The sequence below is a fragment of the Streptomyces smyrnaeus genome (genome assembly GCF_017676345.1).
GTDB lineage: Bacteria > Actinomycetota > Actinomycetes > Streptomycetales > Streptomycetaceae > Streptomyces > Streptomyces smyrnaeus.
The window spans coordinates 85601-110830 of sequence record NZ_JAFFZM010000006.1 but is presented as its reverse complement, the minus strand read 5'-3'; the positions used below and the strand labels follow the sequence as shown (position 1 = coordinate 110830).

The following is a 25230-nucleotide window of genomic DNA, read 5'->3' as shown; positions in this document are numbered from 1 at the left end:
TGCCGGCCGCCGCCCCGGCCGCGCGATCCGCGCCCCGATCCGCTTCGCGGTGTGCTTCCGGGGCCGTGGGCGGCTCCTGGCAGGGGTCGGGAGCCTCGGCGAACGGCCAGCCGTGGCGGCGCAGCGCGCGGGTGAGGGCCGCGACCATCCGGGGGTCGAACTGCGTGCCGGCGCACCGCTCCAACTCCTCCAGGGCCGCCGCGACAGGCCGGCCGGGGCGGTAGCAGCGGGTGGAGGTCATCGCGTCGAACGCGTCGGCCACGGCCACGATCCGCGCCGCCTCCGGGATCTGCTCCCCGGCCAGCCCGCGCGGATAGCCGGTGCCGTCCATCCGCTCGTGGTGGTGGAGGACCGCCGCGCGGGCCTCACCCAGGAAGTCGAGTCCGCGTACGATCTCGGCCCCGTGCTCGGGGTGCTGTTCCATGACGCGGCGCTCGGCGGGGGTGAGCGGGCCCGCTTTGCGCAACAGCCGGGCGGGAACGCCGAGTTTTCCGACGTCGTGCAGGATCCCCGCGCAGCGCAGCGTCTCGGTCCGCTCCTCGTCCAGGCCCAGCTCGCGGGCGATCAGCACGGCCGCGAGGCCGACCCGTTCGCCGTGGCCCCGGGTGTAGCGGTCCTTGATCTGCACGGCCTGGGAGAGCGCCTGTACGGCGGCCTGCCGGGCCAGATGTTCGGGGCGGTGCCGTCGCAGGCTCCACCAGGCGAGCCAGACGGGTCCCACCGCGAGCAGCGCGGCGAGCGCCCCGTAGGCGCTGCGCCACAGGACGACTGCCACGGGCACGGTCAGCACGCACGTCACAGCGAGCGCCGTGCGGCTCTCCTCCGGCGCGCTCTCCCCCAGCCTCCGACCGCGGGGTGCTCCCCGCCCGGCGGCTGCTGCCGTCGCGGCTGCAGCCGCCTGCCCCACCCGTCCCGCCGACCTGGCCGTCGCTGCTGTTCGGGCTGTTGCCGCTGTTGCCGCGGTTGGCGGCGCCGGTGCTGTCGGCGGTGTTGCCGCGGTCGCCGCCGGTCCCGCCGCTCCGCCCGTTTCGGCCGTACGCATCGTGAGCCGCATCGCGAGCCTCCTCCCCACCTCTCACGTGGCGGGGAGACTAGGAGCGGCGTGCGGACCGGTTGGCGGCCTTCGGGCGCGTTCCCCCGTACGAGACGGCAGGCACTCACCCGAAGGAAGGAGAAAAGGAGGAACCGCTGGCGGTTGTGCGCCCGATGCGCACCATCGGGTCAGGCGGGGTTCTTGTCGTCCTCGGAGCCGACGGCGTCGACGGTCTCCATCTCGGGGGCATCGGCGGTCCCGGACCCGGCGGAACGCACGCCCTCGGCCGAGGCCCCGTCCGCGTCCGCATCCTCGGGGGCCTGGCCCTGCCGGATCACCTCGATCCGGCCCATCACCTTGGCCCGCAGGTCCGACGGGACGTCGTCGTGCCCGCAGCAGCGCTTGACGAGCTTCTTCACCTCGCGCTCCAGCCCGTACTTCTCGAAGCAGGGCGAGCACTCGTCGAAGTGCTCCTTGAACTTGGCGCAGTCGCCCTCGGGCATCTCCCGGTCGAGGTACTCGTAGAGGTGGTCGAGGACCTCAGAGCAGTCCGTCTCGTGCGGCTCTCCGCAACTCATGAGCCCGAGCCTTTCCGGTCTTGCGACCCGTCCGCCGCGGCACCGGCCGGGACCAGGCCGCGCTCTTGCGCATAGCCCTCCAGCATCTCCCGAAGCTGGCGCCGCCCACGGTGCAGACGGGACATCACCGTACCGATGGGTGTCCCCATGATGTCGGCGATCTCCTTGTACGCAAAGCCCTCGACGTCGGCGAGGTAGACGGCGATGCGGAACTCCTCGGGGATGGCCTGGAGTGCTTCCTTCACATCGGAGTCCGGCAGGTGGTCGAGCGCCTGCGCCTCGGCCGAGCGCAGCCCGGTCGACATGTGCGACTCGGCGCGCGCCAGCTGCCAGTCCTCGATCTCCTCCGCGGCGCTGCGCTGGGGCTCGCGCTGCTTCTTGCGGTAGGAGTTGATGAAGGTGTTCGTCAGGATGCGGTACAGCCACGCCTTGAGGTTGGTGCCCTCACGGAACTGGTGGAAGGACGCGTACGCCTTCGCGTAGGTCTCCTGCACAAGGTCCTCGGCGTCGGCCGGGTTCCGCGTCATGCGCAGCGCGGCGGAATACATCTGGTCGAGGAAAGCGAGCGCGTCCCGCTCGAAGCGCGCACTGCGCTGCTCCTCGGTCTCCGACGCCTGTGTCTCCTGCTGTGCGCTTGAGCCGCCTTCGGTCCCGGTGACCGGACCCACCTCCTCCAACGTCGTGGCGAGCCCGAACGAGGACCCGCTCGAATCGGAGAATAGACGACGATCGCCACCGCCCGCCGCTTGAATCTTCACGCCTGAGGACAATGCCATGGTGGCCCAGTCCAGGTCAGCGGCCCGCGGACGCTGGGGGCAAGCGACAGAACCCATCTGGGCGGCTCCCTTTCCTTCGGCTGGAGAGGTGTGGATGCATCTCACATTCGTCTCCGGTCGCGGATCGCCTCCGCAGCCGGATATCGGGTCCAACCACCGGAGCCCGCCGATCATTCCCGATCCGCCACCGGTCTTCCGGGACCCGTCTTCCGGCCCGCGGACGTTCTCACCCGCCGACGAGCCACCGGGTGACGGCGCCGGTGACCACGCCCATCGCCTCCTCCTCGGTCAGCGCGGCCGACTTCGGCAGCGCGAAGCCGTGGTCGGCGTAGGGCACCTCCACCAGGCTGGTGCCTTCCGGGAACTCGGCGGGTCGCCCGAACGGGTCGCGCCCACCCTGGACGACCAGCACCGGCAGCCCGACCCCGGCCAGCTCGTCGGCACGGGACTTCTCCGGCTTGCCCGGCGGATGCAGCGGGAACGACAGCGCGAGCACCGCCTGGGCGCCCAGCTCCCCCGCTGTACGGCAGGCGACACGGGCGCCCGCGCTGCGCCCTCCCGCGACCACCGGCAGCCCCGGCAGCGTCAGTGCGGGCCACAGGGCGCTCCAGGCGGCGTCCAGCGTCCGGGGGGCCGGTGCCACCTTCTTGCCCGCCACCCGCCAGGGCTGCTCCACCAGTGCCACGGTGACGCCCTCGGCGGGCAGCGCCGCGGCCAGGGCCCGCAGGTCCCGCGCCTCGATCCCGCCGCCCGCACCGTGCCCCAGGGCCAGCACCGTGTGCGCCTTCCGCCCGGCGGGGTGCCAGGTGATCCGGGCCTCCCCCACGGGCGTGGCCACCTTCTCGACCCGCTGCTTGCCGTCCTGCCCGGCTCCGTCGCCGTCCTTGTGACCGTTCATACGCGCATCGTGCCCCAGAGAAGCGCGCCGCAGAGAAGCGTGCCCTGGAAAGCCTCAGAGAAGCGCGCCCTAGAAAAGCGTCTCCTCTTCGGGAGCGGGCAGTTCCTTGAGCAGATGGGGGCCGTTGTTGCGGACGTTGCTGACGTCCGTGGAGACCGGGTGGGCGCGCAGCAGCCCGCTCGGGGGCGGGGCCAGCAGTTCGCGCAGCTCCTCGCTGTCGGTGCGGGAGGGGTCCAGCCAGGCGTCCCAGCGGTCGGGGGTGAGCATCAGCGGCATCCGGGGGTGGATGTCGGCCAGCGACCGGGGGCCGCCCTCGCTCAGCTCCTCCGCGTTGGCCAGCGGGGTGGTCTCCGCCGCCGTGGTGATGACGGTGCACGTCGTCCACCAGGCCCGCGGATGGTCGTCCGGCAGCGTCTTGTCCCGCCAGAACTCGTACAGCCCGGCCATCGCCATCACCGGCTGCTCGTTCGCGGAGCCGTCGGCCGCCGCCGGAGCGATGAAGTACGGCTGTTTGCGGGGACGCTTGCGCTTGCCCTCCTGTTCGAGCTTCAGCTCACCCTGTGCGGTGACCCACTCGTAGTAGCCGTCGGCGGGCAGCAGGCAGCGGCGCGCGGCGAACGGGCGGCGATAGGCGGGCTTCTCGTGCACGGTCTCGGCGCGGGCATTGATCATCTTGACGCCCATGTCAGGCGTCTTGGCCCACCCTGGCACCAGGCCCCACTTCAGGGGCCGCAGCTGCCGTACGGGCCGCTGGTCGTCGCTGCCCTTGACAGGGCGGTCGAGCACCGCGTGCACCTGCTTGGTGGGTGCGACGTTCCAGTCCGGCGCCAGAGCCTCTTCGGGCTCCCACTTCTCCACCTCGAACAGCCGGGCCAGATCCTCGGCCCCCCGGCTCGCTGCATACCGTCCGCACATGCCTGCAAGACTGCCACGGCACGACGGGCCGTCGCCGTGCGTTGACGGACACGGAGGGGACACGCACCCCACAGCAGGCGAGGAGAACACCCCGAACATGGACAACGCGAGCATCACGGACGTGTGGGACCGGGTCGTGGGCAGCCAGCCGGACCCCGAGCAGTGGCTGGTGCTGGTCACCGGCCTCGTCGCGCTGCTCGCGGTGGCACCTCACGGGGTGTGGCGCATATCGCGGAACGCGGTCACGATCGCGCACGAGGGCGGGCACGGCCTCATAGCCCTGGTCACCGGTCGCCGGCTGGACGGTATCCGGCTGCACTCGGACACCTCCGGGCTGACGGTCTCGCGCGGCAAGCCGCACGGCATAGGCATGGTGCTGACCGCCGCCGCGGGCTACACCGCTCCCCCGCTGCTGGGTCTGGGCGGCGCCTGGCTGCTGGCCGCCAACCACATCACCGCGCTGCTGTGGGGTGCCACGGCGCTGCTGGTGGCCATGCTGGTGATGATCCGCAACGCCTACGGGGTGCTGACCGTCGTCCTGGCCGGCGGCGCCTTCCTGCTCGTCTCCTGGCTGACCGGTCCCCAGGTGCAGGCGGCGTTCGCCTATGTGGTCGTGTGGTTCCTGCTGCTGGGCGGGGTGCGGCCGGTCTTCGAACTCCAGGGCAAGCGCCGACGGCAGGGGATACGGCGCGGAGCGTTCCGCTCCGGTGGCGCGGTCGCACCGGGCATGCCGGACTCGGACGCCGACCAACTCGCGCGGCTCACCCACGTCCCCGCCGCCGGCTGGCTGTTCCTCTTCCACGCGGTCTCGCTGTGCTCCCTCATCGGCGGCGGACGCTGGCTGCTCGGCCTGTGAGGCGGGTCGGCGGTCGCTGATCAGGCCGTACGGCAGCCATTACAGTGGCCCCATGACCGACCAGCGCACCAGCCCCGCAGACTCCGCACTCTGGCCCGCCCCCTCGGCTCCGGGCCGTATCGAGGCGACCGTCACCGTGCCGGGATCCAAGTCGGTCACCAACCGGGCCCTGGTGCTGGCCGCGCTCTCCTCCGAGCCGGGCTGGCTGCGCCGCCCGCTGCGCTCCCGCGACACCCTGCTGATGGCCGGCGCGCTGCGCACCATGGGCGTGCAGATCGAGGAGACGGTCTCCTCCGCCTCCTCCGCCGTCGCGGCCCACGGCGAGCACGCCGCCGGCGGGCGCCCCGGCGGTGAGGCGTGGCGGGTCATCCCGACCACGCTGCGCGGCCCGGCGACGGTGGACGTCGGCAACGCGGGCACCGTGATGCGCTTCCTGCCCCCGCTGGCGGCACTGGCCGAGGGCCCGATCCGCTTCGACGGCGACCCCCGCTCCTACGAGCGCCCCCTGCACGGCGTCATCGACGCCCTGCGTACGCTCGGCGCGCGGGTCGAGGACGAGGGGCGCGGCGCGCTGCCGATGACGGTGCACGGCAACGGCTCGCTGGCGGGCGGCCCGGTCGAGATCGACGCCTCCTCCTCCAGCCAGTTCGTGAGCGCGCTGCTGCTGTCCGGTCCGGGCTTCAACCAGGGCGTCGAGGTCCGTCACACCGGCCGCACGCTGCCCTCCATGCCGCACATCCGGATGACGGTCGACATGCTGCGCGCCGCGGGCGCCCAGGTGGACGCGCCCGAGGACGGCGGAGCACCGAACGTGTGGCGGGTGACGCCCGGCGCGCTGCTGGGCCGCGACCTGACGATCGAACCGGACCTGTCCAACGCGCAGCCCTTCCTCGCCGCCGCGCTGGTCACCGGCGGCCGGGTCACCGTCCCCGACTGGCCCGAACACACCACACAGCCCGGTGACGCGCTGCGCGAGATCTTCACCGCCATGGGCGGCTCCTGCGTGCTGGACGAGCGCGGTCTGACCTTCACCGGCAGCGGCCGGATCCACGGCATCGACATCGATCTGGGCGAGGTGGGCGAGCTGACGCCGGGCATCGCCGCCGTGGCGGCGCTGGCGGAGGGCGAGTCGGTGCTGCGCGGCGTCGGCCATCTGCGGCTGCACGAGACGGACCGGCTGGCGGCGCTGGTGAAGGAGATCAACGGCCTGGGCGGCGATGTCACCGAGACCGAGGACGGTCTGCGGATCCGGCCCCGCGCGCTGCACGGCGGTGTCTTCCACACCTACGACGACCACCGGCTGGCCACGGCGGGTGCGGTGCTCGGCCTGGCGGTCGAGGGCGTCGAGGTGGAGAACGTCGCGACGACGTACAAGACCCTGCCCGACTTCCCGCAGATGTGGGGCGGCATGCTCGGCCTTCCGGCGGCAGCCGGGGCCGGAGCCCGAGCCGGAGAGAGAGCCTGAGAGGGCGCCCGCGATGCGCCGCTACGGCAAGCACACCGACGAGGACGACATCCGCGTCCGCCCCTCCCGCCGCGGCACCCGCCCGCGTACCCACACCCGGCCCAAGCACGAGGACGCGGCCGAGGGCCTGGTGCTGACCGTCGACCGGGGCCGGTTGACCTGTCTGGTGGAGGGCCGCACGATCACCGCGATGAAGGCCCGCGAGCTGGGCCGCAAGGCCGTGGTGGTGGGTGACCGGGTGGCCGTCGTCGGCGATCTGACCGGTGCCAAGGACACCCTGGCGCGCATCGTGCGGGTGGCGGAGCGCACCTCGGTGCTGCGCAGGACGGCGGACGACAACGACCCGTACGAGCGCGTCATCGTGGCCAACGCCGACCAGCTCGCCGTCGTCACGGCGCTGGCCGACCCCGAGCCGCGTCCCCGGCTGATCGACCGCTGCCTGGTCGCCGCCTTCGACGCGGGGCTGGAGCCGCTGCTCGTTCTCACCAAGTCCGATCTGGCGCCTGCCGAGCCGCTGCTGGAGACGTACGCGCCGCTGGGGGTGCGCTATGTCGTCACCAGCAGGGACGACTTCACCCCCGACGGCTCGGGGGCCGAGGCCGTCCGCGAGATGATGCGCGGTCAGATCACGGTGTGCGTGGGACACAGCGGCGTCGGCAAGACGACGCTGGTCAACGCACTGGTGCCGGAGCGGCAGCGCGCCACGGGCGTGGTGAACGCGGTGACCGGTCGCGGTCGGCACACCACGACCTCGGCGCTCGCGCTCCCGCTGCCGCCCTCCCCCGTCGGCGAGGACGGCTGGGTCATCGACACTCCAGGCGTGCGTTCCTTCGGGCTGAACCACATTCAGCTCTCGCGCGTCATCCACGCGTTCCCCGACCTGGAGGCGGGCACCGCGGAGTGCCCCCGGGCGTGCAGCCACAACGAGCCGGGCTGCGCGCTGGACCAGTGGGTCGCCGACGGGCACGCCGACCCGGCCCGACTGCACTCGCTGCGCCGCCTGCTGGCCACACGGGAGAGGCGCGAAGGGGACTGATCGCTTCCGTCCGGCCGCCGCTGCATACTGGTTTGCCTGCGCTTGACCTTGCCCCCGGAAGGGGCCCCGGCGGGAGCGACGAGAGGAAGTGCCCATGGCGTGGCTGCTGGTGATAGTCGCGGGGTTGCTGGAGACCGGCTTCGCCGTGTGCCTGAAGCTCTCGCACGGCTTCACCCGGCTGTGGCCCACGGTCGCCTTCTGCGCCTTCGCGCTGGGCAGCTTCGGTCTGTTGACCCTCTCGCTGAAGCGGCTGGACGTGGGGCCCGCCTACGCGGTCTGGACGGGGATCGGCGCCGCGGGGACGGCGATCTACGGAATGGTCTTCATGGGCGACGTGGTCTCCGCGCTCAAGCTGGTCTCCATCACACTGGTGATCGTCGGCGTGATAGGGCTGCAGCTGTCCGGCAGCGCGCACTGAGGTGCCGCCTCCGACCGCCGCTGTACGGGCTTACGCCTGATGGGCCAGCAACGCACGGACGACCTCGTCCACGCGCCCACAGGGCTCCTCGTCCCCGGGGCCCTGCAAAGGAGCGACGACGTACGAGAGGGCAACCCGTAACCCCACCTCGTAGGCGCGCTCCACCTCCCCCCGGTCGAAGCCCTCCCGCAGCGGCCCGCCCACGGGCACGCGGCGGGCCTCCTCCAGGCCCGACACCACCCGGCCGTGCAACGCGGCAGCGAGCTTCCCGGGCGCCGTACGGGTCGGCAGCGGCATCCGCGTCTCCAAGCAGCCGGTGAGCGCCGCACCCACGATCGGCTCCGTGCGCGCCGTGCGCAGCACCCACTGCGCGGCGGCGGCGCAGCAGCCGGCCGGGGCGTGGCCGCTGCGGCACGCTTCTGCCGCGGCGCGGGCCGCACCGTCCAGGAAGTCCTCCAGCACCCGTTCGACGAGCGCGGCGCCCAGCCCCTCCTTGCTGCCGAACTCGTTGTAGAGCGTCTGCCGTGACACCCCGGCGGCCGCGGCGACATCGACCATCCGCACGACCGACCAGGGGCGTGACCGCACCGCCACGTGGGCGGCGTCCAGCAGGGTCTCGCGTGCAGCAGGCATCGTCGCCTCCACAGACCGACAGCCCGGAGTGCGGCAAAGAATTGACGCACCGCCAAGAGGTGTCAATACGCGGCGCACGCGCATGGCCCTGTGGTGGGGGGATTCCTCGCTCGATACTGTTCGGCCATGCTGGACTATCACGATGATCTGCGTCTCGCCCATGTGCTGGCCGACGCCGCCGACGCCGCGACCATGGAGCGGTTCAAGGCTCTCGACCTGAAGGTCGAGACCAAGCCGGACATGACGCCGGTGAGCGAGGCCGACAAGGCGGCCGAGGAGCTGATCCGCACCTCGCTCCAGCGCACCCGGCCGCGGGACGCGGTGCTGGGCGAGGAGTTCGGCAGCGAGGGCCACGGGCCGCGCCGCTGGGTGATCGACCCGATCGACGGTACGAAGAACTATGTGCGCGGTGTGCCGGTGTGGGCGACGCTCATCGCCCTGATGGAGATGGGCGAGGGCGGCGACCGGCCGGTCGTCGGCGTCGTCTCGGCCCCCGCGCTCAACCGCCGCTGGTGGGCGGCGAAGGGCGCCGGCGCCTACAGCGGCCGCAGCCTGTCCAAGGCCACCCGGCTGGAGGTGTCCAAGGTCGCCGAGGTGCGGGACGCCTCGTTCGCCTACTCCTCGCTGCACGGCTGGGAGGAGCGCGGCATGCTGGGCGGTTTCATGGACCTGACCCGGGACTGCTGGCGGACCCGCGGCTACGGCGACTTCTGGCCGTACATGATGGTCGCCGAGGGATCGGTGGACATGTGCGCTGAGCCGGAGCTGTCGCTGTGGGACATGGCAGCCAGTGCGGTCATCGTCGAGGAGGCGGGCGGCAGCTTCACCGGGCTCGACGGGAACCCGGGACCGCACAGCGGCAATGCGGCGGCCTCCAACGGCCTGCTGCACGAGGCGCTGCTGAACTATCTGACGGCCTGAATCGCACTGACGGCCGGGCGGATCCGACCACTCGTCCGGGTGGTCCGTACACGCGTCCTTGTTGTGGCCTCCCTCACATGTGAACATGAGAATTCGCTCGCTTGTGACCTTGTGAACCACTTCCCGAGCAGCGCTCCGCTCCTCGGGAAGCCGTTCCGCCAAGGAGGTAGCCCCCTCATGTCCGGACACGTCCAGCACGCCATGAGCACCGTGGTCCTCACCATCGGCCCAGCGCACACCCTCCGTCAGGCAGCCCAACTGATGTCGGCCCGCCGGGTCGGCGCCGCCGTCGTCCTCGACCCCGACACCAGCGGGGTCGGCATCCTCACCGAGCGCGACATCCTCGACTCCCTCGGCGCCGGCCAGGACCCGGACCGGGAGCGCGCACACGACCACACCACGACGGACGTGGTCTTCGCCTCGCCCCACTGGACGCTGGACGCGGCGGCGCGGGCCATGACGCGTGGCGGCTTCCGCCATCTGATCGTGCTCGACGAGCGGGAGCCGGTGGGCGTCCTCTCGGTCCGCGACATCGTCCGCAACTGGTCCGACAGCCGCGTCCCGGTTGCGCCGGAGACCGCGGAGGAACTGGCGGTCTAGCGCACCCGGCCACCCCGCCGGGCCCCAAAGGGTCCGGCGGACCCACCGGAGGGACCAGGACGCACCGGAGGGACCGGAGCCCCATGGCGTCCGGTCCCTCCGGGTTCGTACGGCGAGCGGTCGGTCAGCCGCGCAGGGCCTGGACCGCGGCCTCCAGCCGCTTGCCGTAGTCGGGGTCCGCCTTGCGGAAGTTCTCGATCGCGCGCTGGGCGATGTCGTCCCGGGAGACCCCCGCGATGGCGTTCGCCAGGTTGTCGATCAGCCGTGCCTTCTCGTCCTCCGACATCAGCCGGTAGAGGTTCCCGGCCTGGACGAAGTCGTCGTCCTCGGCGTGCGAGGGAGCCGGGCGCTCCTCGGTGGTGCCGCTGACCGGCAGCGGCTGCCACAGCGCCCGGCCGGTCTCGGTCGGCGCGCCGAAGCTGTTCGGCTCGTAGTTCTTCGCCCCGCCGTGCCGGCCGTCGTACATCACACCGTCCCGGCCGTAGGAGCGGGCCTTCGTCGCCTTGGGCTCGTTCACCGGCAGCAGGTCGGCGTTGATGCCGACGCGGTAGCGGTGGGCGTCGCCGTAGGCGAACAGCCGGCCCTGGAGCATCTTGTCCGGGGACGGGCCGATGCCCGGCACGAAGTGGTGCGGGGAGAAGATCGACTGCTCGACCTCGGCGAAGATGTTCCGCGGGTTGCGGTTGAGCTCCAGCTTGCCGAACTCGATCATCGGGTAGTCCTCGTGCGGCCACACCTTGGTCAGGTCGAACGGGTTGAAGCGGTAGTTCGCCGCCTCGGCCGCGGGCATGATCTGGACGTACGCCGTCCAGGTCGGGTACTCGCCCCGCTCGATGGCCTCGCGCAGGTCGCGCTGGTGGCTGTCGGGGTCCTTGCCCGCCAGGACCTCGGCCTCCTGGGCCGTCAGGTTCTTGATGCCCTGGTCGGTCTTGAAGTGGTACTTGACCCAGAAGACCTCGCCGGCCTCGTTGGTCCACTGGAAGGTGTGCGACCCGAAGCCGTCCATGTGCCGGTAGGACGCCGGGATGCCCCGGTCGCCGAACAGCCAGGTCACCTGGTGGGTCGACTCGGGCGACAGGCCCCAGAAGTCGAAGACGTTGTCGGGCTCCTGCGAGCCGGTGTACGGGTCGCGCTTCTGCGTGTGGATGAAGTCGGGGAACTTGATGGCGTCCTTGATGAAGAACACCGGCGTGTTGTTCCCGACCAGGTCGTAGTTGCCCTCTTCGGTGTAGAACTTCAGCGCGAAGCCGCGGGGGTCGCGCACCGCGTCCGCCGCGCCGAGGTTGCCCGCCACCGTGGAGAAGCGCAGGAAGACCTCGGTCTCCTTGCCGATCTCGGAGAGGAACTTCGCCCGGGTGTACTTGGTCACATCAGCGGTGACGGTGAACTTGCCGTACGCGCCCGCGCCCCGGGCGTGCACGATGCGCTCTGGAATGCGCTCGCGGTTGAAGTGGGCCAGCTTCTCCAGCAGGTGCTGGTCCTGAACGAGCACGGGGCCGCCCGCGCCGGCGGTCTGGCTGTTCTGGTTGTCCGCGACCGGAGCACCGGCTTCCGTCGTCATGGGTCCGGCCGTCTCGTCCTGCACGGTCACGTGCGCCTCCTGTGCTTCACATCTGTCCTGTGGGCCAACCACCCGCAACTCTACATTGGACTTTGTCTAAGTCAAGAAGGGGCCGAATTCCATACGCATTCTGCTCATGGACATACCACTGCTAGGCTGGAGGCATGAGTGACCTGCTGGAACGGCTCCGTGATCGCGGTTGGCGACTCACCGCACAGCGGCGCGTCGTCGCCGAGGTGCTCGACGGCGACCATGTGCACTACACGGCGGACGAGGTGCACGCCCGCGCGGCGGACCGCCTGCCGGAGATCGCCCGTGCGACCGTCTACAACACGCTGAGCGAGCTGGTCGCTCTCGGGGAAGTACTCGAGGTGAGCACCGACGGCCGCGCCAAGCGCTACGACCCGAACGCCCGCCACACCCATCAGCACCTGGTCTGCTCCCGCTGCGGGACGATCCGCGACGTCCATCCCACGGGCGACCCGCTGGCGGCCCTGCCGGAGCAGGAGCGCTACGGCTTCGCCATCGCCGAGGCCACCGTCACCTACCGGGGCGTCTGCCCGAACTGCAACGACTCCTGAACGCCTGCCGCGCCTCGGCGCGGAACCGCGAGACGGCCCGCACCCTGGCAAGGGTGCGGGCCGTCTTGTCGAAGGGCGTGGGCCGCTCTCGCGAAGGGCGCGGGCCGCTTTCGTTCTGTGAAAGGGCGTGGACTCAGACATGACGAAGGCCCGGATCCTTGGATCCGGGCCTTCGTCCTTCAGTAGCGGGGACAGGATTTGAACCTGCGACCTCTGGGTTATGAGCCCAGCGAGCTACCGAGCTGCTCCACCCCGCGCCGTTGTGTGCACAACTCTAACGCGGGCCGACGACCAGTGCAAATCGAGGTCCCAGGGGCTGCTGGGGCAGCCGGTGGAGCACAGCTGAGGGGCAGGTGGGGCTCAGGCCGTCAGTTCCGAGCGGAGCGCGTCGCGGAGCCTGGCGGCGCGTTCGGCCACCTCCGCCGGACCGAGCTCCACGGCACGGGCGCACCAGAACTGTCCCTCGTCCAGTTCACCCTTACGGGCACTGATCAAAGCCAACCGCAGCGCCGCCCTGCCGTGCCCGGCCTCGGCGGCGCGGGTCCACCACAGTGCCGCCTCCGGCTCGCTGCCCTCGCGGGCCAGCAGCAGCCCCAGGTTGAACGCACCGTTCGGGCTGCCCGCCTCGGCCGCGGCGCGGTACCAGCGTGCGGCGTCGACGACCTCGCCCCGCGCGGCGGCGCACATGCCCAGCCGCACCTGGGCGCGGCGGTGGCCGTGCTCGGCGGCCCGCTCGTACCACTCCTCGTACTCGGGTCTGGCGCCGTCCGGGCGGCCGAGCTCGTGTTCCGAGCCCAGCTCGCCGCTGCCGCGCCGGGTGACCCGCTCCAGCAGAGCGCCCAGCCGGAAGGCCCCCTCGACACTGCCGCCGCCCGCCGCGCAGCGCAGATGCCGCTCCGCGGTGTGCAGTTCGCCCTCGCGCAGCAGCGCGATGCCGACCTGCAGCGCGGCCTCCGCGTGACCGGAAGCCGCCGCACGCTCGTACCAGGCGCGCGCGGTGCGCTCGTCGCCGCGTCCCGCGTGCAGGATGCCGAGGTTGAAGGCGGCGTCCACGCTGCCGGCCTCGGCGGCCTTGGAGAACCACGGCTCCGCGCCCTGCGAGTCACCGCGCTGCAGCAGCAGCACGGCGAGCGCGTTGGCGGCCTCCCGGTGCCCGGCGTAGGCGGCCCGGCGGTACCACTGTTCGGCCTGCGCGGTGCGGCCCTGCGCCGCGCACAGCAGGCCCAGATTGAACGCGCCGTTGTCGGAGCCGGCCTCCAGCGCGACGCGGTACCACCGCTCGGCGGCCTGCCGCTCGCCGCGGTCGGCGTGCAGCGCGCCCAGCGCGTTGGCCGCGTTGCCGTCGCCGTTCTCGGCGGCGCGACGCCACCACACGGCGGCGCTCTCCTCGTCTCCCGCGTCGCGCAGCAGAAAGCCCAGCGCGCAGGCGGCCCGCGCCTCCCCGTCCTTGGCGGAGGTCAGATACCACCGGCCGGCTTCCTTGAGCTCACCACGGCGTTCCAGGACCGCGCCCAGCCGCAGCGCCGCCCTGCGGTGGCCGCGGGCGGCGGCCTGCCGGAACCAGCGCTCGGCCTCCTCCTCGGCCTCCTGTGCGGCTGCTGCGCCGCTCTCGCCCTTGGCGGCCAGTTCTTCGGCTCGTGCGCTCACCAACTGCGCCACGCGGTAGGCGGCTTCTCTGTGCCCCCGCTCGGCGGCGGCCCGGAACCACTCCTCGGCACCGTCCTCACCGTGGTGCTCCAGCAGGTCCGCGAGCGCGTACGCGCCCAGCGCGTGCCCGGATTCGGCGGACTGCCGCAGCCAGTAGTGCGCCGCGGGTTCGTCGCCGCGCTCCCGGTGGTAGCGGCCGAGCGCGTGCGCGGCGGCGGCGGAGCCGGCGACGGCGGCGGTACGCCACCATCCCGCGGCCTCTTCCGTGTAGCCCCTCTGGTGCAGCAGTACGCCGAGATTGTTGGCGGCCGCGCGGTCCCCCGCCGCGGTGGCGGCACGCAGATGCGGCTCGGCGCCGTCCAGGTCTCCCCGGCGCAGCAGTTGAGCGCCCAGCACACTGTCGGCCCCGGCCTTGTCCGCCGTCACCGTCGCGGTCGTGTCCGCCGTCTTCCTCCCGACTGTCGCCGCCCTCTCGACTGCCGCGGTCTGCATGGCTGCTGCGGTCTGCTCGGCTGCGGTCTGCTCGGTGTACTCCTCCACACTCAGGCCCGGACCGGGACGTACCGGGTCCGTCAGCCTTGCTTTCTCCCCCATAAGCTCCATCGTCGCACCACCTGCAACCCGCGTACACCTGGTAAACCGCAGCCAGTGAGGTCACTTCAGAGGTTTGTCGACTTCCCGACGTAGAGATACTCCAAACCCATGGGCCCGACTGTCCCCCGGACAAGCGAAGAGGCCCGGAGTCAGTTGACTCCGGGCCTCTTACCTGTGGTAGCGGGGACAGGATTTGAACCTGCGACCTCTGGGTTATGAGCCCAGCGAGCTACCGAGCTGCTCCACCCCGCGCCGTTGTGTGTACAACTCTACACCACTCCACGGGGTGATCCGACCAGCTACTCGTTGCCGGCGGACGCCTCCTTGTCGCCGGACCCGTTCTTGTCCTCGGACCCGTTCTTACCGTCGCCCTTCTGCTCGGCCTCGGCGGCCTCGCGCAGCGCGTCCTCCAGCGCCTTCTGCTGCTTTCCGTACTCTTCCCAGTCGCCCTTCTCGCGGGCCTTCTCGCTCTTGTCCCACGCGGACTGGGCGTCCTGAAGAGCCTCCTCGACCGTGGCGTTGGGCGGCGTCTCTTCCTTGTCCTGGTCGTCTCCCGGCCCGGTTCTCTCGCCGCCCTTGTCCCGGCCCTCGGTGTCGAAGATCTTGTTCAGCGCCTGATCGAGACTGTCCTCGAAGGCGATGCGCTCGTTGTAGGCGACGAGCACCTTGCGCATCCGTGGGTAGTTGGTGTCTGCACCCCGGACGTAGACCGGCTCCACATAGAGCAGCCCTCCCGCCATCGGCACGGTCAGCAGATTGCCGTACTCGACCTCGGAGTCACCTCGCTTGAGAATGTTGATCTTGTCCGCGATGACCGGGTCGGAGTTGAACTTGCTCTGCACCTGCGACGGTCCGGCGACCGTCGTGTTGGGTGGCAGACGCAGGATTCTCATCTTCCCGTAGTCACTGCTGCGCGCTTCCGCGTCGACGGCCATGAACGCACCGAGCGTCTCCCGCTTGTTCGGGTTGAACGTCGTCGTCAGCTGGAACTGCTGTTCCTTCTGCCCCGGCATCTTCATGCTCAGGTAGTACGGCGGTACCGCGTTGCCCTTGTGCGTCGGGTCGTCCGGGACCTGCCAACGCTCACTGCCGCTGTAGAACTGCGACGGCGAGGTCACGTGGTAGGTCTGCAGCAGATCACGCTGCACCTTGAACAGGTCCTGCGGGTAGCGCAGGTGATCCATCAGATCGTCGCTGATGGCGCTCTTGGGCTTCACCGTGTCGGGGAACGCCTTCATCCACGTCTTCAGTACCGGGTCCTTCTTGTCCCACTGGTACATGTCGACCTTGCCGGTGTAGGCGTCCACCGTCGCCTTGACCGAGTTGCGGATGTAGTTGACGCGGTTCTGCTGCGCGACGACCGCGCGCTGCCCGTCCGTCAGCGAGTCCTCCGTGGTGTCCCCCAAGGTCGTACGCGACGAGTAGGGGTAGCCGTTGGAGGTGGTGTAGGCGTCGACGATCCACTTGATGCGGCCGTCGACCACCGCCGGATACGGGTCGCCGTCGATGGTCAGCCAGGGTGCGACCGCCTCGACGCGCTCCTTCGGGGTGCGGTTGTACAGGACCCGGGAGCCCTCGCCGATCGCCCCCGAATAGAGGATCTGCGGCTCGTTGAAGTTGACCGCGTAGGCGGCCCGGTTGATCGGGTTGGAGAGGTTGACGCCGCTGTCGCCCTTGTAGGTGTAGGTCTTCTCCCCGTTGTCGTCGGCGTAGTCGAGCTCCTTCTGGGGCCCGCCGACGATGGAGTACTGCGTCGTCTTCTCGCCGTAGTAGATCCGGCCCTGGTACTTGCCCAGATCGCCCTCGGGCGGCAGGTCCTTCTCCGTGAAGTCCGGAGCGCCGTCCTTGTCCACCGAGGTGCCCTTGGCGGCGACCATGCCGAAGCCGTGGGTGTACTTGAAGTGCTCGTTGATCCAGTTCTTCTCCGGGATACCGCTGGTGTTGATCTCCCGGAGGCCGACGACGGTGTCCTGCTCCTTGCCGTCCTTCTCGTAGCGGTCCACATCGAGCGTCGCCGGGAACTGGTAGTACCCGCGCACCTGCTGCTTCTGCTGGAAGGTCGGGGAGACGACGTTCGGGTCCAGCAGCCGCATGCTGGCGGTGGTGTCGGCCGCGTCCCGCAGCTCCTCGTTGCCGGCCTTGCTGGTGCCCTTGTAGTCGCGCACCTCGGCGTCATCGATGTCGTACGCCTTGCGCGTCGCCTCGATGTTCTTCTTGATGTACGGCGTCTCCTTGGCCTGCTCGTTCGGCGCGACCTGGAACTTTTGCACCAGCGCCGGGTAGAGCCCGCCGATGAGGATGGCCGAGAGCACCATCAGCCCGAAGCCGATCACCGGAAGCTGCCAGGTGCGGCGCCAGATCGTCGCGAAGAACAGCAGTGCGCAGATGATCGCGATGATGAACAGGATCGTCTTCGCCGGCAGATAGGCGTTGGCGTCGACGTACTTGAGGCCCGTCCAGCTGTCGGTCGACTTGAAGTCACCCGACTTGACCGCCAGTCCGTACCTGTCCAGCCAGTAGGCCACCGCCTTCAGCCCGACGAAGATCCCCAGCAGCACCGACAGGTGCCCGGTCGCCTGCGCCGTCGCCCGCGCGCCCGGGGTCGTCACACGCAGCCCGCCGTAGAGGTAGTGCACCAGCGCGGCCGCCAGCAGCGAGAGGATCGCGGCGGCGAAACCGAAGCTCAGCAGGAAGCGGTAGAAGGGCAGATCGAAGGCGTAGAAGGAGATGTCCTTGTGGAACTGCGGATCCTTCGAATGGAACGAGACGCCGTTGACCCACATCAGCCAGGTACGCCACTGGCCTGCCGCGGAGGCACCGGAGATCAGCCCCACCAGGGCCGTGATCCCCAGCAGCACCCACTTCTTGTAGGGCGCCAGCCCCATGCGGTACCGGTCGAGGCTCTGCTGCTCCAGCGACATCGCACTCAGCGGCGGACGCAGCCGGTGGGCCAGCCAGATGTTGAAGCCCACGGCCACAGCCATCAGCACACCGAAGACGGCGAACAAGCCGATCTTGGTCCACAGGGTCTTGGTGAAGACCGAGCTGTAGTCGACGGAGCGATACCACAGCCAGTCCGTCCAGAACCCGGAGAACATGACGAAGAGCATGGCCAGAACGACCAGCACGCCCGCTGTCATCAACAGCGTCCGGGCACGCCGGGAAGGCCGGCCCACTCTGATCCGTGGCCCGGAGGGACCCCCTGAGCCCCGGTCCGGCATCTGGAAAGCCAAGGTGCGCACCTCAAAGATTCGCAGTTTATGAAGCGATGATGCTGGGCCCGCATCGTAAGGCCCATCTAGGCAACTTACTCAAGCTTTACCCAGTTCCCGTTTCCGGGGTCCGAGTCATGTTTTCCGGAGCGGAGACGGCACGATATGGGGATGGACAACCTCTCTCCCGAGGGCACGCCCCTCGCCTCCGGCCCCCTGACCCGCGCGGTGCTGGAGATCGACGAGTACGCGTCCGGGCTCGGCTGGGACCAGCCGGCGCGGCTCTTCGCCCTGGTGGACACCGAACGGCTGCGGACCGAGGAGCCCGGCCTGGCCGGTCAGCTGGGCCTGGACCAGCAGCCCGACGGCGACCGGGGAACCTCCTTCACCCCCGTCGAACAGGACGAGATCCCCGCCGACGCGCCGCTGGACGAGTTCCTGGGCACCATCGCCTGGCCGGAGGCCGTCGACGGCTGCGCGGTGACCGTGGAGCGGCTGATGCTGCCGCCGTCGGCAGAGGCCGCCGTGCCCGAGGACCTGGACGACGACCAGCTCGCGCGCTGGGTCGCCGAGCACCCCGAGCGCAGCGAGGTACGGATGACGGTGGCGGTCCTACGGGGCGGTGAGCGGGAGTCGGCGCTGCGGCTGCGGGAGAAGGACTCCCCCACCGAGGTGCTCACCGGCGCCGACCTGGTCCCCGGCCTGGCGGAGGCACTGGCCGCGACGTTCGAGGAGTGACGCTGCGCGAGCGGCGTCGCACAGCGGGGTGACGCCGAGCAGCGGCGCCTCCGCGGAACGGACCGGGGGCACCTCCGCGAGCCGGCGCGGGGCAGGCTCGCAGCGGTGCGGGCCGGACGGCAGCAGCCTGTTCGGACTTGGGGCGGGGGTGGCGGACCGGGCGGGGAGAGGGCGGCGGCTCAGTGCGCCTTGCACTGGGTCAGCTCGTCCGTCTTGCCGCTGCGGATCTTCTTCAGCGAGCTGAGCGCATCGTCCATGGAGGAGGTCTTCACCAGGGTGAGCCCGTCGGGCTTGTCCTTGGCGGCCGTGGCGCAGTTGCCCGCCGGGGTCAGGAAGTACTCGGCGCCCTTGTTGCGCGCTCCGACGGTCTTCATCTGGATCCCGCCGATCTCCCCCACCTTGCCGGTGTCGTCGATCGTGCCGGTACCGGCGACGAACTTCCCACCGGTCAGATCGGTGGGCGTGAGCTTGTCGACGATGCCGAGCGCGAACATCAGTCCGGCGCTGGGGCCGCCGATGTCGGCGAGCTTGATGTCGACGTCGAACGGGAAGGTGTGCCCCACCGCGGGCTGGATCCCGACGACCGCACGACCGTCGTCCGCGGCCTTCCTGGTGCCGACGGTGATCTTCTCGGCGTCCTTGGAGGACGGCTTCTTGCCCTTCTTCTGGGCCGCCTTCGCCTTGGCCGCCGGGATCACCGTGAAGGTGACCTTCTCCCCCGGCTTGTGCTGGGTGACCAGCTTGCCGACGCTCTCCGGCCTGCCGACCGGGGTGCCGTCCACCGCCGTGATGACGTCGCCTGCGTGCAGCCGCTTGTGGGCGGGAGCGCCCTTCTCGACGGAGCCGACGAGAACATGGGTGCTGACCGGGACGTTCAGTTCCTTGAGGGCCGCGGCCTTGGCGCTCTCTTGGGAGGCCGTGAACTCCTCGGCGTTCTCCTGGTCGACCTCCTTGGCCGACTTGTCGTCCGGGTAGAGCGTCTCGTGCGGGACGACCAGGCTGTCGTGGCGCACCCAGCCGGAGAGCGCCCCGAAGAGGGTCATCCTGTACTCGGCGCCGGTGACGCGGACGGTCGTCATGTTCAGATGCCCGGAGGTGTCGTACTCCTCCGGGCGCCCGTCCCGGCCGGGCTTGTCCTTCACATTGAGTACGGGATCGCCGTCATGCTCACCCAGCGTGTTCACTGTCGGGCCCGGTGACATCTCGGCGTAGGGCACGTTGATCAGTGCTCCGACGCAGAACATCGTTATGAGCAGCAGCGCAGAGGTCAGCAGGGTCGCGGTGCGGCGAGGCATGGCACGACAGTACGGGAAGGGTCTGTCAGCCTGCTTCCCGGGCCGGTCCGTCCGTGGACGAGTGGGCCGACGCACCCGCGGAGGCGAGTTCGGCGTCCCGCCGCAGTCTCCACCGCCGGGCACCGCGCCGCGCTTCCGTACCGTCCGCACCGTCCGCCCCGGCTGCGACATCGGCCCCCGTTCCGGTGCCCGCCGCGGCGTCGGGGGCGGTGCCTGCCGCACTGGAACGTTCCATCGCGGCGCGGAAGCGTTCATAGCCGGCGACGCCCGCGGCGTCGGGCGTCTTGGTGCGGCGCCGCCCGACCCAGCTTCCCCACAGGCTCGCGGCCACAGCGGCGACCAACGGAATCAGCAACCAGGCGAGAGCCGCCATCTGGAACCTCCCGACCCCTCGTAGGTGCCTCCGGGCACACGGCCCGGCGACCGGCAGACCGGCCGATGAGCAGATTAACCGTCGGTTTCTCAACGGTCCGGTGCCGGAACCGGTTACGCAACCGGAACGAGCCGCACTCGCGTGCGCTCTCGTAGTCAGTCGAACGGTCCCGGGCAGCGGAGAGTTCCCCGGCGGGAGCTGCTCCCCCGGCGGGACCGGGCAGCCGTCAGCGGGACCGGGAGGCTGCGCGGCGCGCTAGACGCCCACCCACTCCTCGGTACCGTCGGAGAACGTCTGGTGCTTCCAGATCGGAACCTCGTGCTTGAGGTCGTCGATGAGTGTGCGGCAGGCGTCGAACGCCTCGGCACGGTGCGGACAGGAGACGGCCACCACCACGGCCAGGTCCCCCACCTCCAGGTCACCGACCCGGTGCACGGCCGCGAGGGCGCGTACCGGATGGTCGGCGACGACCTTCTCGGCGACCCGGCGCAGCTCGGCCTCGGCGCTGGGATGCGAGGAGTAGCCCAAACGAGCGACGTCGGTGCCACCGTCATGGTTGCGGACGGTACCGACGAAGAGCGCCGTGCCCCCTGCGGCCTGGTCGCCGACCGCGGCGAAGACCTCGTCCACGGACAGGGGCGCCTCGCGGATCGCCAGCAGCCGGATGGGGTCCTCGGTCCCCAGCTCGCCCGGGTGGTCGGAGTGCTTGCCCCGGCGGCCGGAACCGTCGGCAGCGTCGTACGTCTGTGCCATGCCGGTCATGCTGCCCTACCTGTCGCCGATCCGGAACACCCGACTGCTGCACCGCTCGCGGGTCGCCTCGGGCGCCATTCCGGCCCACGTCGACCCCGTCCGATTCCGTGCCGTCCGGGTCCTTCTCGTCCGGGCCCTTCCAGTCGGTTCGTTCCCGTCCGGTTCGCCGGTTGCTGCTGCGCCGTTTTGCTCGCGTCGGCTCGCTGTTGCCTCGTCGCTCACAGCCCGCGCCGCTTGCGCGCCCTGCGCACCAGTGCGGCGGTGCCCAGCAGTGCGACTGTCGCGCCCGCGGCTCCGGCCGCTGTCGCCGCCTCCGTACGGCCCAGCCGCCGCCCGGCGACCGTGTGCCTGCCCGAGACCTCCTCCAGGAGCGCGGCCAGGACCTCCTCGTTCGTCCAGCGGGGACGCCAGCCCGCGTCGTGCAGCCTGCTGCCACTGATGACCCAGGGATACATGGTGTAGGCGAGGTCCGCCGCGGGGGACGGAGTCAAGCCGAGACGGTGCAGCCGGGAGGCGGCGCCCAGGGCGACGGTGGAGGGCAGCTCCATGCGCCGCATGCCGGTCAGCTGCTCGACCTCCTCCTGTTCCAGCCAGCCGTCGCAACCGACCACCATCTCGCCCTCGACCTTCTCCAGCGCCGCGTACTCGAGCGCCGTGACCAGGTCCTCGACATGGCAGAACTGCCAGCAGGGCCGCGATCCGGCGACCACCAGGAGACGCGGCGACTCGAAGTGCCGGGTCAGCGTGGTGTCCGATCCGGCGCCGACCAGCACGGTGGGGCGCAGGACGGTCACATTGAGACCGGGGTGTGCGCGGGGCGCGCGGTGAGCCAGGCGCTCGATCTCCAGCAGGTCGCCCACGCCCGTCGCATCCGCGGTGGCCCGCAACTCGGCGTCCTCCGACAGCGGCACGTCGTTGTCCTGCAGCGCGCCGTACACCATCGCCGAGGTGCACAGCACCACCCGGTGCACACCCGCCGCTGCCGCCGCGGTCAGCACCGTCTGGGTGCCCCGCACGTTGTAGGCGGTGCGGGCCGCCGGGTCGGTCTCCAGGTCCAGGTCGAGCGCCAGATGGACGACGACGTCCACCGGGTCCCCGTCGCCGCGCAGCCGGTCGGCGATGGCCGGGTCCCGTACGTCCAGGGTGTGCCACTGGGCCTCGGTCACCTCGCCGCGGCGTTCATCCAGGGCGATGACCTGCTTGATCTCCTCGGAGGCCGCGAGCCGCTCGGTGAGCAGCGCGCCGACCCCTGCGGCGGCGCCGGTAACGGCGACGGTCGGGGTTCGCGCTGCGCGAACGTGGGACTCGGAGGAACTCACCGGGCGTCTCCAGTGGTTGTTTCTGGTACGAGGTGCGCAGGCTCCATCCTGCCTGACTGGTGTCTAGGCTGGGGGCAGAGCCGACAGATCGCACCCAGGACATACCGACGCAGACCCAGACCGCACCCAGGACACGCAGACCGTCCCGGAACCACAAGACCGTCCGACGAGACAGAGCCGAGGAAACCCGTGAGTGACACCCCATTCGGATTCGGCGTACCTCCTGAGGAGCCCGAGGACGGGGACGACGGCAAGAAGAAGCCGGACGGCGGCCAGCCGAACCCGTTCGGTTTCGGCGGCCCGGGCTCCGGTGGCGCCGACAACCCGTTGGCAGCCATGTTCGGCTCGCTGGGCGGCGGGCAGGGCCAGCTCGACCCGAGCGACCTGGGCGCCGCCTTCCAGAAGCTCGGCCAGATGCTCTCCTACGAGGGCGGCCCGGTGAACTGGGACATGGCCAAGGACATCGCGCGGCAGACCGTGGCCGCGGGCGCCCAGGACGGCTCCAAGGACGCCTCGGTCGGCCCGCACGACCGTGCGGCCGTCGAGGAGGCCGTGCGCCTGGCAGACCTGTGGCTGGACGGCGTGACGTCGCTGCCGTCCGGTTCCGGCTCGGCGGTGGCCTGGAGCCGCGCGGAGTGGATCGAGGCCACCCTGCCGGTCTGGAAGGACCTGGTCGACCCGGTCGCCGAGCGCGTCGGTGCCGCCATGGGAGATGTGCTGCCCGAGGAGATGCAGGCCATGGCCGGCCCGCTGCTCGGCATGATGCGCTCCATGGGGGGCGCCATGTTCGGCACGCAGATCGGGCAGGCGCTCGGCGTGCTCGCCGGCGAGGTCGTCGGCTCCACCGACATCGGACTCCCGCTGGGACCGGCCAACAAGGCGGCACTGCTGCCGGTCAACATCGAGGCACTGGGCAAGGGCCTGGGCGTCCCGCAGGAGGAGGTGCGCCTCTACCTGGCGCTGCGGGAGGCCGCGCACCAGCGGCTGTTCGCGCACGTCCCGTGGCTGCGCTCGCACCTCTTCGGCGCCGTCGAGGGGTACGCGCGCGGCATCAAGGTGGACACCGCCAAGCTCGAGGACGTGGTCGGCCAGATCGACCCGCAGCGCCCCGAGGAGCTGCAGGAAGCGCTGCAGCAGGGCATGTTCCAGCCCGAGGACACCTCGGAGCAGAAGGCGGCTCTCGCCCGGCTGGAGACGGCGCTGGCGCTGGTCGAGGGCTGGGTGGACGCGGTGGTGCACGCGGCGGCCGAGCCGCACCTGCCGTCCGCCTCCGCGCTGCGGGAGACGCTGCGCAGGCGGCGCGCCTCCGGCGGCCCCGCGGAGCAGACCTTCTCGACGCTGATCGGTCTGGAGCTGCGCCCCCGTCGGCTGCGTGACGCCTCCAGGCTGTGGGCCTCGCTGGCGGACGCCCGGGGCGCCGAGGGGCGGGACGCCCTGTGGGAGCACCCCGACATGCTGCCCACGGCTGCCGACCTGGACGACCCGGACGCCTTCGTCCACCACGAGCACGCGGACTTCTCCGAGCTCGACAAGATGCTGGGCGACGCGGCCGCGGGCTCGGCGGAGGAGCGGTCCGACGAGCGGTCCGACAAGCACTCCGGGAGCACCAAGGGTGACGCCGAGGGCGCCGCGGGCGAGGGCGACGGCGACACCGAGGGCGGCGAGGGCAGCGAGGGCGAAGGCCGGCGGTGAGCGCACCTGCGGACGGTCTCCGCGCGGACGCGGAGCGCGTGCTGAAGCAGTGGCGGAGCCAGGCCGCCGACCCGGAGCAGGAGCAGCTGCGGCAGGAGTATCTGCGCCACATCGCCGACCGGCCCGACGGCATGTGGAAGGCGTGCTCGGCGGGGCACATCACCGCCAGTGCGCTGGTCGTGGACCCGCTGAACGACCGTGTGCTCCTCACGCTGCACCGCAAGCTGGGCATGTGGCTCCAGATGGGCGGTCACTGCGAACCCGGCGACACCACCTTGGCCGGGGCCGCGCTGCGGGAGGCCACCGAGGAGTCGGGGATCGCCGGACTCACACTGCTGCCCGGCGGCCCGCTCCGGCTCGACAAGCACCGCACGCCCTGCGCCTGGCACCTGGATGTCCAGTACGCGGCCCTCGCGCCCGAGGGGGCCGTCGAGACGATCAGCGAGGAGTCGCTCGACCTGCGCTGGTTCGGCTACGACGAGGTGGCGGAGGCGGCGGACGAGTCGGTGGTGCGGCTGGCCCGGCTCGCGGCCACAGCGGCCACCGTCAGCCCTCGTCCGGACCCTCTCCCCTGACCGGCTGGTGCGGCAGCCGGTCGGCTGCCGCGACACCTTCCAGATAGCCACGAGCCCGCTCCGTGCGCGGATACGCCTGCAGCAGCCGCCAGAACCGCGGGCCGTGGCCGGGCACGAGCAGATGCGACAGCTCGTGCAGCAGCACATAGTCGATGACGTACTCGGGCATGCCCTGCAGCCGGTGGGAGAGGCGGATACTGCCCTCGGCCGGGGTGCAGGAGCCCCAGCGGGTGTTCTGGTTGGTCACCCAGCGGACCGAGGCCGGCCTGGCGTGGCCGTCGAGATACTGCTCGGACAGCTGCTCGGCGCGCCGGGCCAGGTCGCTGTCGTCGAGCATGCGCCTGCTCTCCTGGGCGGCGAGCTTGTCGAGCATCACACCGACCCAGCGCGCCTCCTCGTCCGCCGTCATGCGCGCCGGAAGCAGCACAACAGTGCGGTCTCCCTCCCGATAGGCGGAGACCGTGCGGCGTCGGCGCGTGCTTCGGCGCACCTCGACCGCGCTCTGGCTGGTGCTGTTCAGCGGCTCGGCGGACACGCCAAGACGTTACCCGCTGCCAACGGCGGAAGTCCCGCCTCCAGAGTTGTTCGAGCGGGAAAGGCGACAAGAGTCGTGGCACGGCCGGAGCGAGCGACCCACGGTCGTATGACTAATGCCGGTACCTGTGGACAACCGGCTCCGCCGAATCGGCCGGTGAAGGCATGCTGTCCGCAGTGATCGACGGCCGAGCCGGGTCGAGTCCCGGCACCTCAGGGGGGAACGT

Annotated in this window: 23 protein-coding genes, 2 tRNA genes and 1 pseudogene; 10 read left to right on the top strand and 16 right to left on the bottom strand. The window is 71.0% G+C overall.

Annotated features, from left to right (window positions below):
• Positions 1–25: 25 nt before the first annotated feature.
• From JW613_RS11900 to JW613_RS11880, 5 genes and pseudogenes are all read right to left on the bottom strand, one after another.
• Positions 26–766, bottom strand: a pseudogene (locus JW613_RS11900) (HD-GYP domain-containing protein); the annotation flags it as partial.
• A gap of 455 nt (positions 767–1221) precedes the next feature.
• The gene (gene rsrA / locus JW613_RS11895; protein ID WP_209210773.1) at positions 1222–1611 is read right to left on the bottom strand and encodes a mycothiol system anti-sigma-R factor; all 390 of its coding nucleotides are present in this window, start codon (positions 1609–1611) and stop codon (positions 1222–1224) included.
• Positions 1608–2279, bottom strand: coding sequence for a sigma-70 family RNA polymerase sigma factor (locus JW613_RS11890; protein WP_180289947.1), 672 nt, complete (start codon positions 2277–2279; stop codon positions 1608–1610). The genes rsrA and JW613_RS11890 overlap by 4 nt, the downstream gene beginning before the upstream one ends.
• A gap of 334 nt (positions 2280–2613) precedes the next feature.
• Positions 2614–3285, bottom strand: a complete 672-nt coding sequence (locus tag JW613_RS11885) for an alpha/beta hydrolase family protein (RefSeq protein ID WP_209210772.1) — start codon at positions 3283–3285, stop codon at positions 2614–2616.
• 69 nt (positions 3286–3354) lie between these two features.
• Entirely contained in the window at positions 3355–4200 is an 846-nt protein-coding gene (locus JW613_RS11880; RefSeq protein WP_209210771.1) for an SOS response-associated peptidase, read from the bottom strand.
• A 97-nt stretch (positions 4201–4297) separates the two neighbouring features.
• Between JW613_RS11880 and JW613_RS11875 the strand changes: the two genes are divergently transcribed.
• The 4 genes from JW613_RS11875 (at position 4298) to JW613_RS11860 (ending at position 7975) form a co-directional block, all read left to right on the top strand.
• On the top strand, positions 4298–5056 hold the full coding sequence (locus JW613_RS11875; RefSeq protein WP_209210770.1) for a M50 family metallopeptidase: 759 nt from the start codon (positions 4298–4300) through the stop codon (positions 5054–5056).
• 52 nt (positions 5057–5108) lie between these two features.
• Complete coding sequence (gene aroA, locus JW613_RS11870) at positions 5109–6521, top strand: 3-phosphoshikimate 1-carboxyvinyltransferase (protein ID WP_209210769.1); 1413 nt, start codon at positions 5109–5111, stop codon at positions 6519–6521.
• Between the two features lie 13 nt (positions 6522–6534).
• Positions 6535–7557: a ribosome small subunit-dependent GTPase A gene (rsgA, locus tag JW613_RS11865; protein WP_209210768.1), complete on the top strand. Its 1023-nt coding sequence runs from the start codon at positions 6535–6537 to the stop codon at positions 7555–7557.
• 94 nt (positions 7558–7651) lie between these two features.
• Entirely contained in the window at positions 7652–7975 is a 324-nt protein-coding gene (locus JW613_RS11860; protein WP_099883994.1) for a DMT family transporter, read from the top strand.
• A gap of 30 nt (positions 7976–8005) precedes the next feature.
• Here the strand turns inward: JW613_RS11860 and JW613_RS11855 are convergent, their stop codons facing one another.
• Positions 8006–8608 carry a TetR/AcrR family transcriptional regulator gene (locus JW613_RS11855; RefSeq protein ID WP_099883992.1) on the bottom strand — a complete coding sequence of 201 codons (603 nt, stop codon included), beginning with the start codon at positions 8606–8608 and terminating at the stop codon, positions 8006–8008.
• 126 nt (positions 8609–8734) lie between these two features.
• Between JW613_RS11855 and hisN the strand changes: the two genes are divergently transcribed.
• Complete coding sequence (hisN, locus tag JW613_RS11850; RefSeq protein ID WP_209210767.1) at positions 8735–9529, top strand: histidinol-phosphatase; 795 nt, start codon at positions 8735–8737, stop codon at positions 9527–9529.
• A gap of 177 nt (positions 9530–9706) precedes the next feature.
• Positions 9707–10129, top strand: a complete 423-nt coding sequence (locus tag JW613_RS11845; protein ID WP_209210766.1) for a CBS domain-containing protein — start codon at positions 9707–9709, stop codon at positions 10127–10129.
• Between the two features lie 124 nt (positions 10130–10253).
• Here JW613_RS11845 and JW613_RS11840 read toward each other — a convergent pair whose 3' ends face one another.
• Positions 10254–11690, bottom strand: a complete 1437-nt coding sequence (locus JW613_RS11840) for a catalase (protein ID WP_209210943.1) — start codon at positions 11688–11690, stop codon at positions 10254–10256.
• A gap of 164 nt (positions 11691–11854) precedes the next feature.
• On the opposite strand from JW613_RS11840, the gene JW613_RS11835 reads away from it, so the two are divergent.
• Positions 11855–12271, top strand: a complete 417-nt coding sequence (locus tag JW613_RS11835) for a Fur family transcriptional regulator (RefSeq protein ID WP_209210765.1) — start codon at positions 11855–11857, stop codon at positions 12269–12271.
• Positions 12272–12454: 183 nt separating this feature from the next.
• Here JW613_RS11835 and JW613_RS11830 read toward each other — a convergent pair.
• The 4 genes from JW613_RS11830 to JW613_RS11815 form a co-directional block, all read right to left on the bottom strand.
• A tRNA-Met gene (locus JW613_RS11830) sits at positions 12455–12528 on the bottom strand.
• 103 nt (positions 12529–12631) lie between these two features.
• Positions 12632–14512, bottom strand: coding sequence for a tetratricopeptide repeat protein (locus JW613_RS11825; protein WP_372447932.1), 1881 nt, complete (start codon positions 14510–14512; stop codon positions 12632–12634).
• A 175-nt stretch (positions 14513–14687) separates the two neighbouring features.
• Positions 14688–14764, bottom strand: a tRNA-Met gene (locus tag JW613_RS11820).
• 47 nt (positions 14765–14811) lie between these two features.
• On the bottom strand, positions 14812–17733 hold the full coding sequence (locus tag JW613_RS11815) for a UPF0182 family membrane protein (protein ID WP_245225497.1): 2922 nt from the start codon (positions 17731–17733) through the stop codon (positions 14812–14814).
• A gap of 162 nt (positions 17734–17895) precedes the next feature.
• On the opposite strand from JW613_RS11815, the gene JW613_RS11810 reads away from it, so the two are divergent.
• Entirely contained in the window at positions 17896–18462 is a 567-nt protein-coding gene (locus JW613_RS11810; RefSeq protein WP_209210762.1) for a PPA1309 family protein, read from the top strand.
• 179 nt (positions 18463–18641) lie between these two features.
• Here JW613_RS11810 and JW613_RS11805 read toward each other — a convergent pair whose 3' ends face one another.
• The 4 genes from JW613_RS11805 to JW613_RS11790 all read right to left on the bottom strand — a co-directional run bounded on the left by JW613_RS11805 (position 18642) and on the right by JW613_RS11790 (position 22202).
• Positions 18642–19757 carry a YlbL family protein gene (locus JW613_RS11805; RefSeq protein WP_209210761.1) on the bottom strand — a complete coding sequence of 372 codons (1116 nt, stop codon included), beginning with the start codon at positions 19755–19757 and terminating at the stop codon, positions 18642–18644.
• Positions 19758–19782: 25 nt separating this feature from the next.
• Positions 19783–20130, bottom strand: a complete 348-nt coding sequence (locus JW613_RS11800) for a hypothetical protein (protein WP_209210760.1) — start codon at positions 20128–20130, stop codon at positions 19783–19785.
• Between the two features lie 255 nt (positions 20131–20385).
• Entirely contained in the window at positions 20386–20883 is a 498-nt protein-coding gene (locus JW613_RS11795) for a molybdenum cofactor biosynthesis protein MoaE (protein WP_245225438.1), read from the bottom strand.
• A gap of 218 nt (positions 20884–21101) precedes the next feature.
• On the bottom strand, positions 21102–22202 hold the full coding sequence (locus tag JW613_RS11790; RefSeq protein WP_209210758.1) for an SDR family oxidoreductase: 1101 nt from the start codon (positions 22200–22202) through the stop codon (positions 21102–21104).
• Positions 22203–22391: 189 nt separating this feature from the next.
• Between JW613_RS11790 and JW613_RS11785 the strand changes: the two genes are divergently transcribed.
• The gene (locus JW613_RS11785) at positions 22392–23894 is read left to right on the top strand and encodes a zinc-dependent metalloprotease (RefSeq protein WP_209210757.1); all 1503 of its coding nucleotides are present in this window, start codon (positions 22392–22394) and stop codon (positions 23892–23894) included.
• Positions 23891–24469, top strand: coding sequence for an NUDIX hydrolase (locus JW613_RS11780; protein WP_209210756.1), 579 nt, complete (start codon positions 23891–23893; stop codon positions 24467–24469). Before JW613_RS11785 ends, JW613_RS11780 begins: the two co-directional genes overlap by 4 nt.
• Here the strand turns inward: JW613_RS11780 and JW613_RS11775 are convergent.
• A complete protein-coding gene (locus JW613_RS11775) occupies positions 24441–25004 on the bottom strand; it encodes a M48 metallopeptidase family protein (protein WP_209210755.1) in 564 nt (187 codons plus the stop codon). The two genes, JW613_RS11780 and JW613_RS11775, sit on opposite strands and share 29 nt — an antisense overlap.
• Positions 25005–25230 lie beyond the last annotated feature (226 nt).

Bases quoted from the DNA above. Each gene is read 5' to 3' on its own strand.
- rsgA (WP_209210768.1), top strand. From the start codon at position 6,535: ATGCGCCGCTACGGCAAGCACACCGACGAGGACGACATCCGCGTCCGC.
- aroA (WP_209210769.1), top strand. From the start codon at position 5,109: ATGACCGACCAGCGCACCAGCCCCGCAGACTCCGCACTCTGGCCCGCC.
- JW613_RS11880 (WP_209210771.1), bottom strand. From the start codon at position 4,200: ATGTGCGGACGGTATGCAGCGAGCCGGGGGGCCGAGGATCTGGCCCGG.
- JW613_RS11810 (WP_209210762.1), top strand. From the start codon at position 17,896: ATGGACAACCTCTCTCCCGAGGGCACGCCCCTCGCCTCCGGCCCCCTG.
- JW613_RS11835 (WP_209210765.1), top strand. From the start codon at position 11,855: ATGAGTGACCTGCTGGAACGGCTCCGTGATCGCGGTTGGCGACTCACC.
- JW613_RS11855 (WP_099883992.1), bottom strand. From the start codon at position 8,608: ATGCCTGCTGCACGCGAGACCCTGCTGGACGCCGCCCACGTGGCGGTG.
- JW613_RS11795 (WP_245225438.1), bottom strand. From the start codon at position 20,883: ATGGCACAGACGTACGACGCTGCCGACGGTTCCGGCCGCCGGGGCAAG.
- JW613_RS11825 (WP_372447932.1), bottom strand. From the start codon at position 14,512: ATGGGGGAGAAAGCAAGGCTGACGGACCCGGTACGTCCCGGTCCGGGC.
- JW613_RS11800 (WP_209210760.1), bottom strand. From the start codon at position 20,130: ATGGCGGCTCTCGCCTGGTTGCTGATTCCGTTGGTCGCCGCTGTGGCC.
- JW613_RS11840 (WP_209210943.1), bottom strand. From the start codon at position 11,690: ATGACGACGGAAGCCGGTGCTCCGGTCGCGGACAACCAGAACAGCCAG.
- JW613_RS11860 (WP_099883994.1), top strand. From the start codon at position 7,652: ATGGCGTGGCTGCTGGTGATAGTCGCGGGGTTGCTGGAGACCGGCTTC.
- hisN (WP_209210767.1), top strand. From the start codon at position 8,735: ATGCTGGACTATCACGATGATCTGCGTCTCGCCCATGTGCTGGCCGAC.
- rsrA (WP_209210773.1), bottom strand. From the start codon at position 1,611: ATGAGTTGCGGAGAGCCGCACGAGACGGACTGCTCTGAGGTCCTCGAC.
- JW613_RS11845 (WP_209210766.1), top strand. From the start codon at position 9,707: ATGTCCGGACACGTCCAGCACGCCATGAGCACCGTGGTCCTCACCATC.
- JW613_RS11815 (WP_245225497.1), bottom strand. From the start codon at position 17,733: ATGCCGGACCGGGGCTCAGGGGGTCCCTCCGGGCCACGGATCAGAGTG.
- JW613_RS11805 (WP_209210761.1), bottom strand. From the start codon at position 19,757: ATGCCTCGCCGCACCGCGACCCTGCTGACCTCTGCGCTGCTGCTCATA.
- JW613_RS11875 (WP_209210770.1), top strand. From the start codon at position 4,298: ATGGACAACGCGAGCATCACGGACGTGTGGGACCGGGTCGTGGGCAGC.
- JW613_RS11885 (WP_209210772.1), bottom strand. From the start codon at position 3,285: ATGAACGGTCACAAGGACGGCGACGGAGCCGGGCAGGACGGCAAGCAG.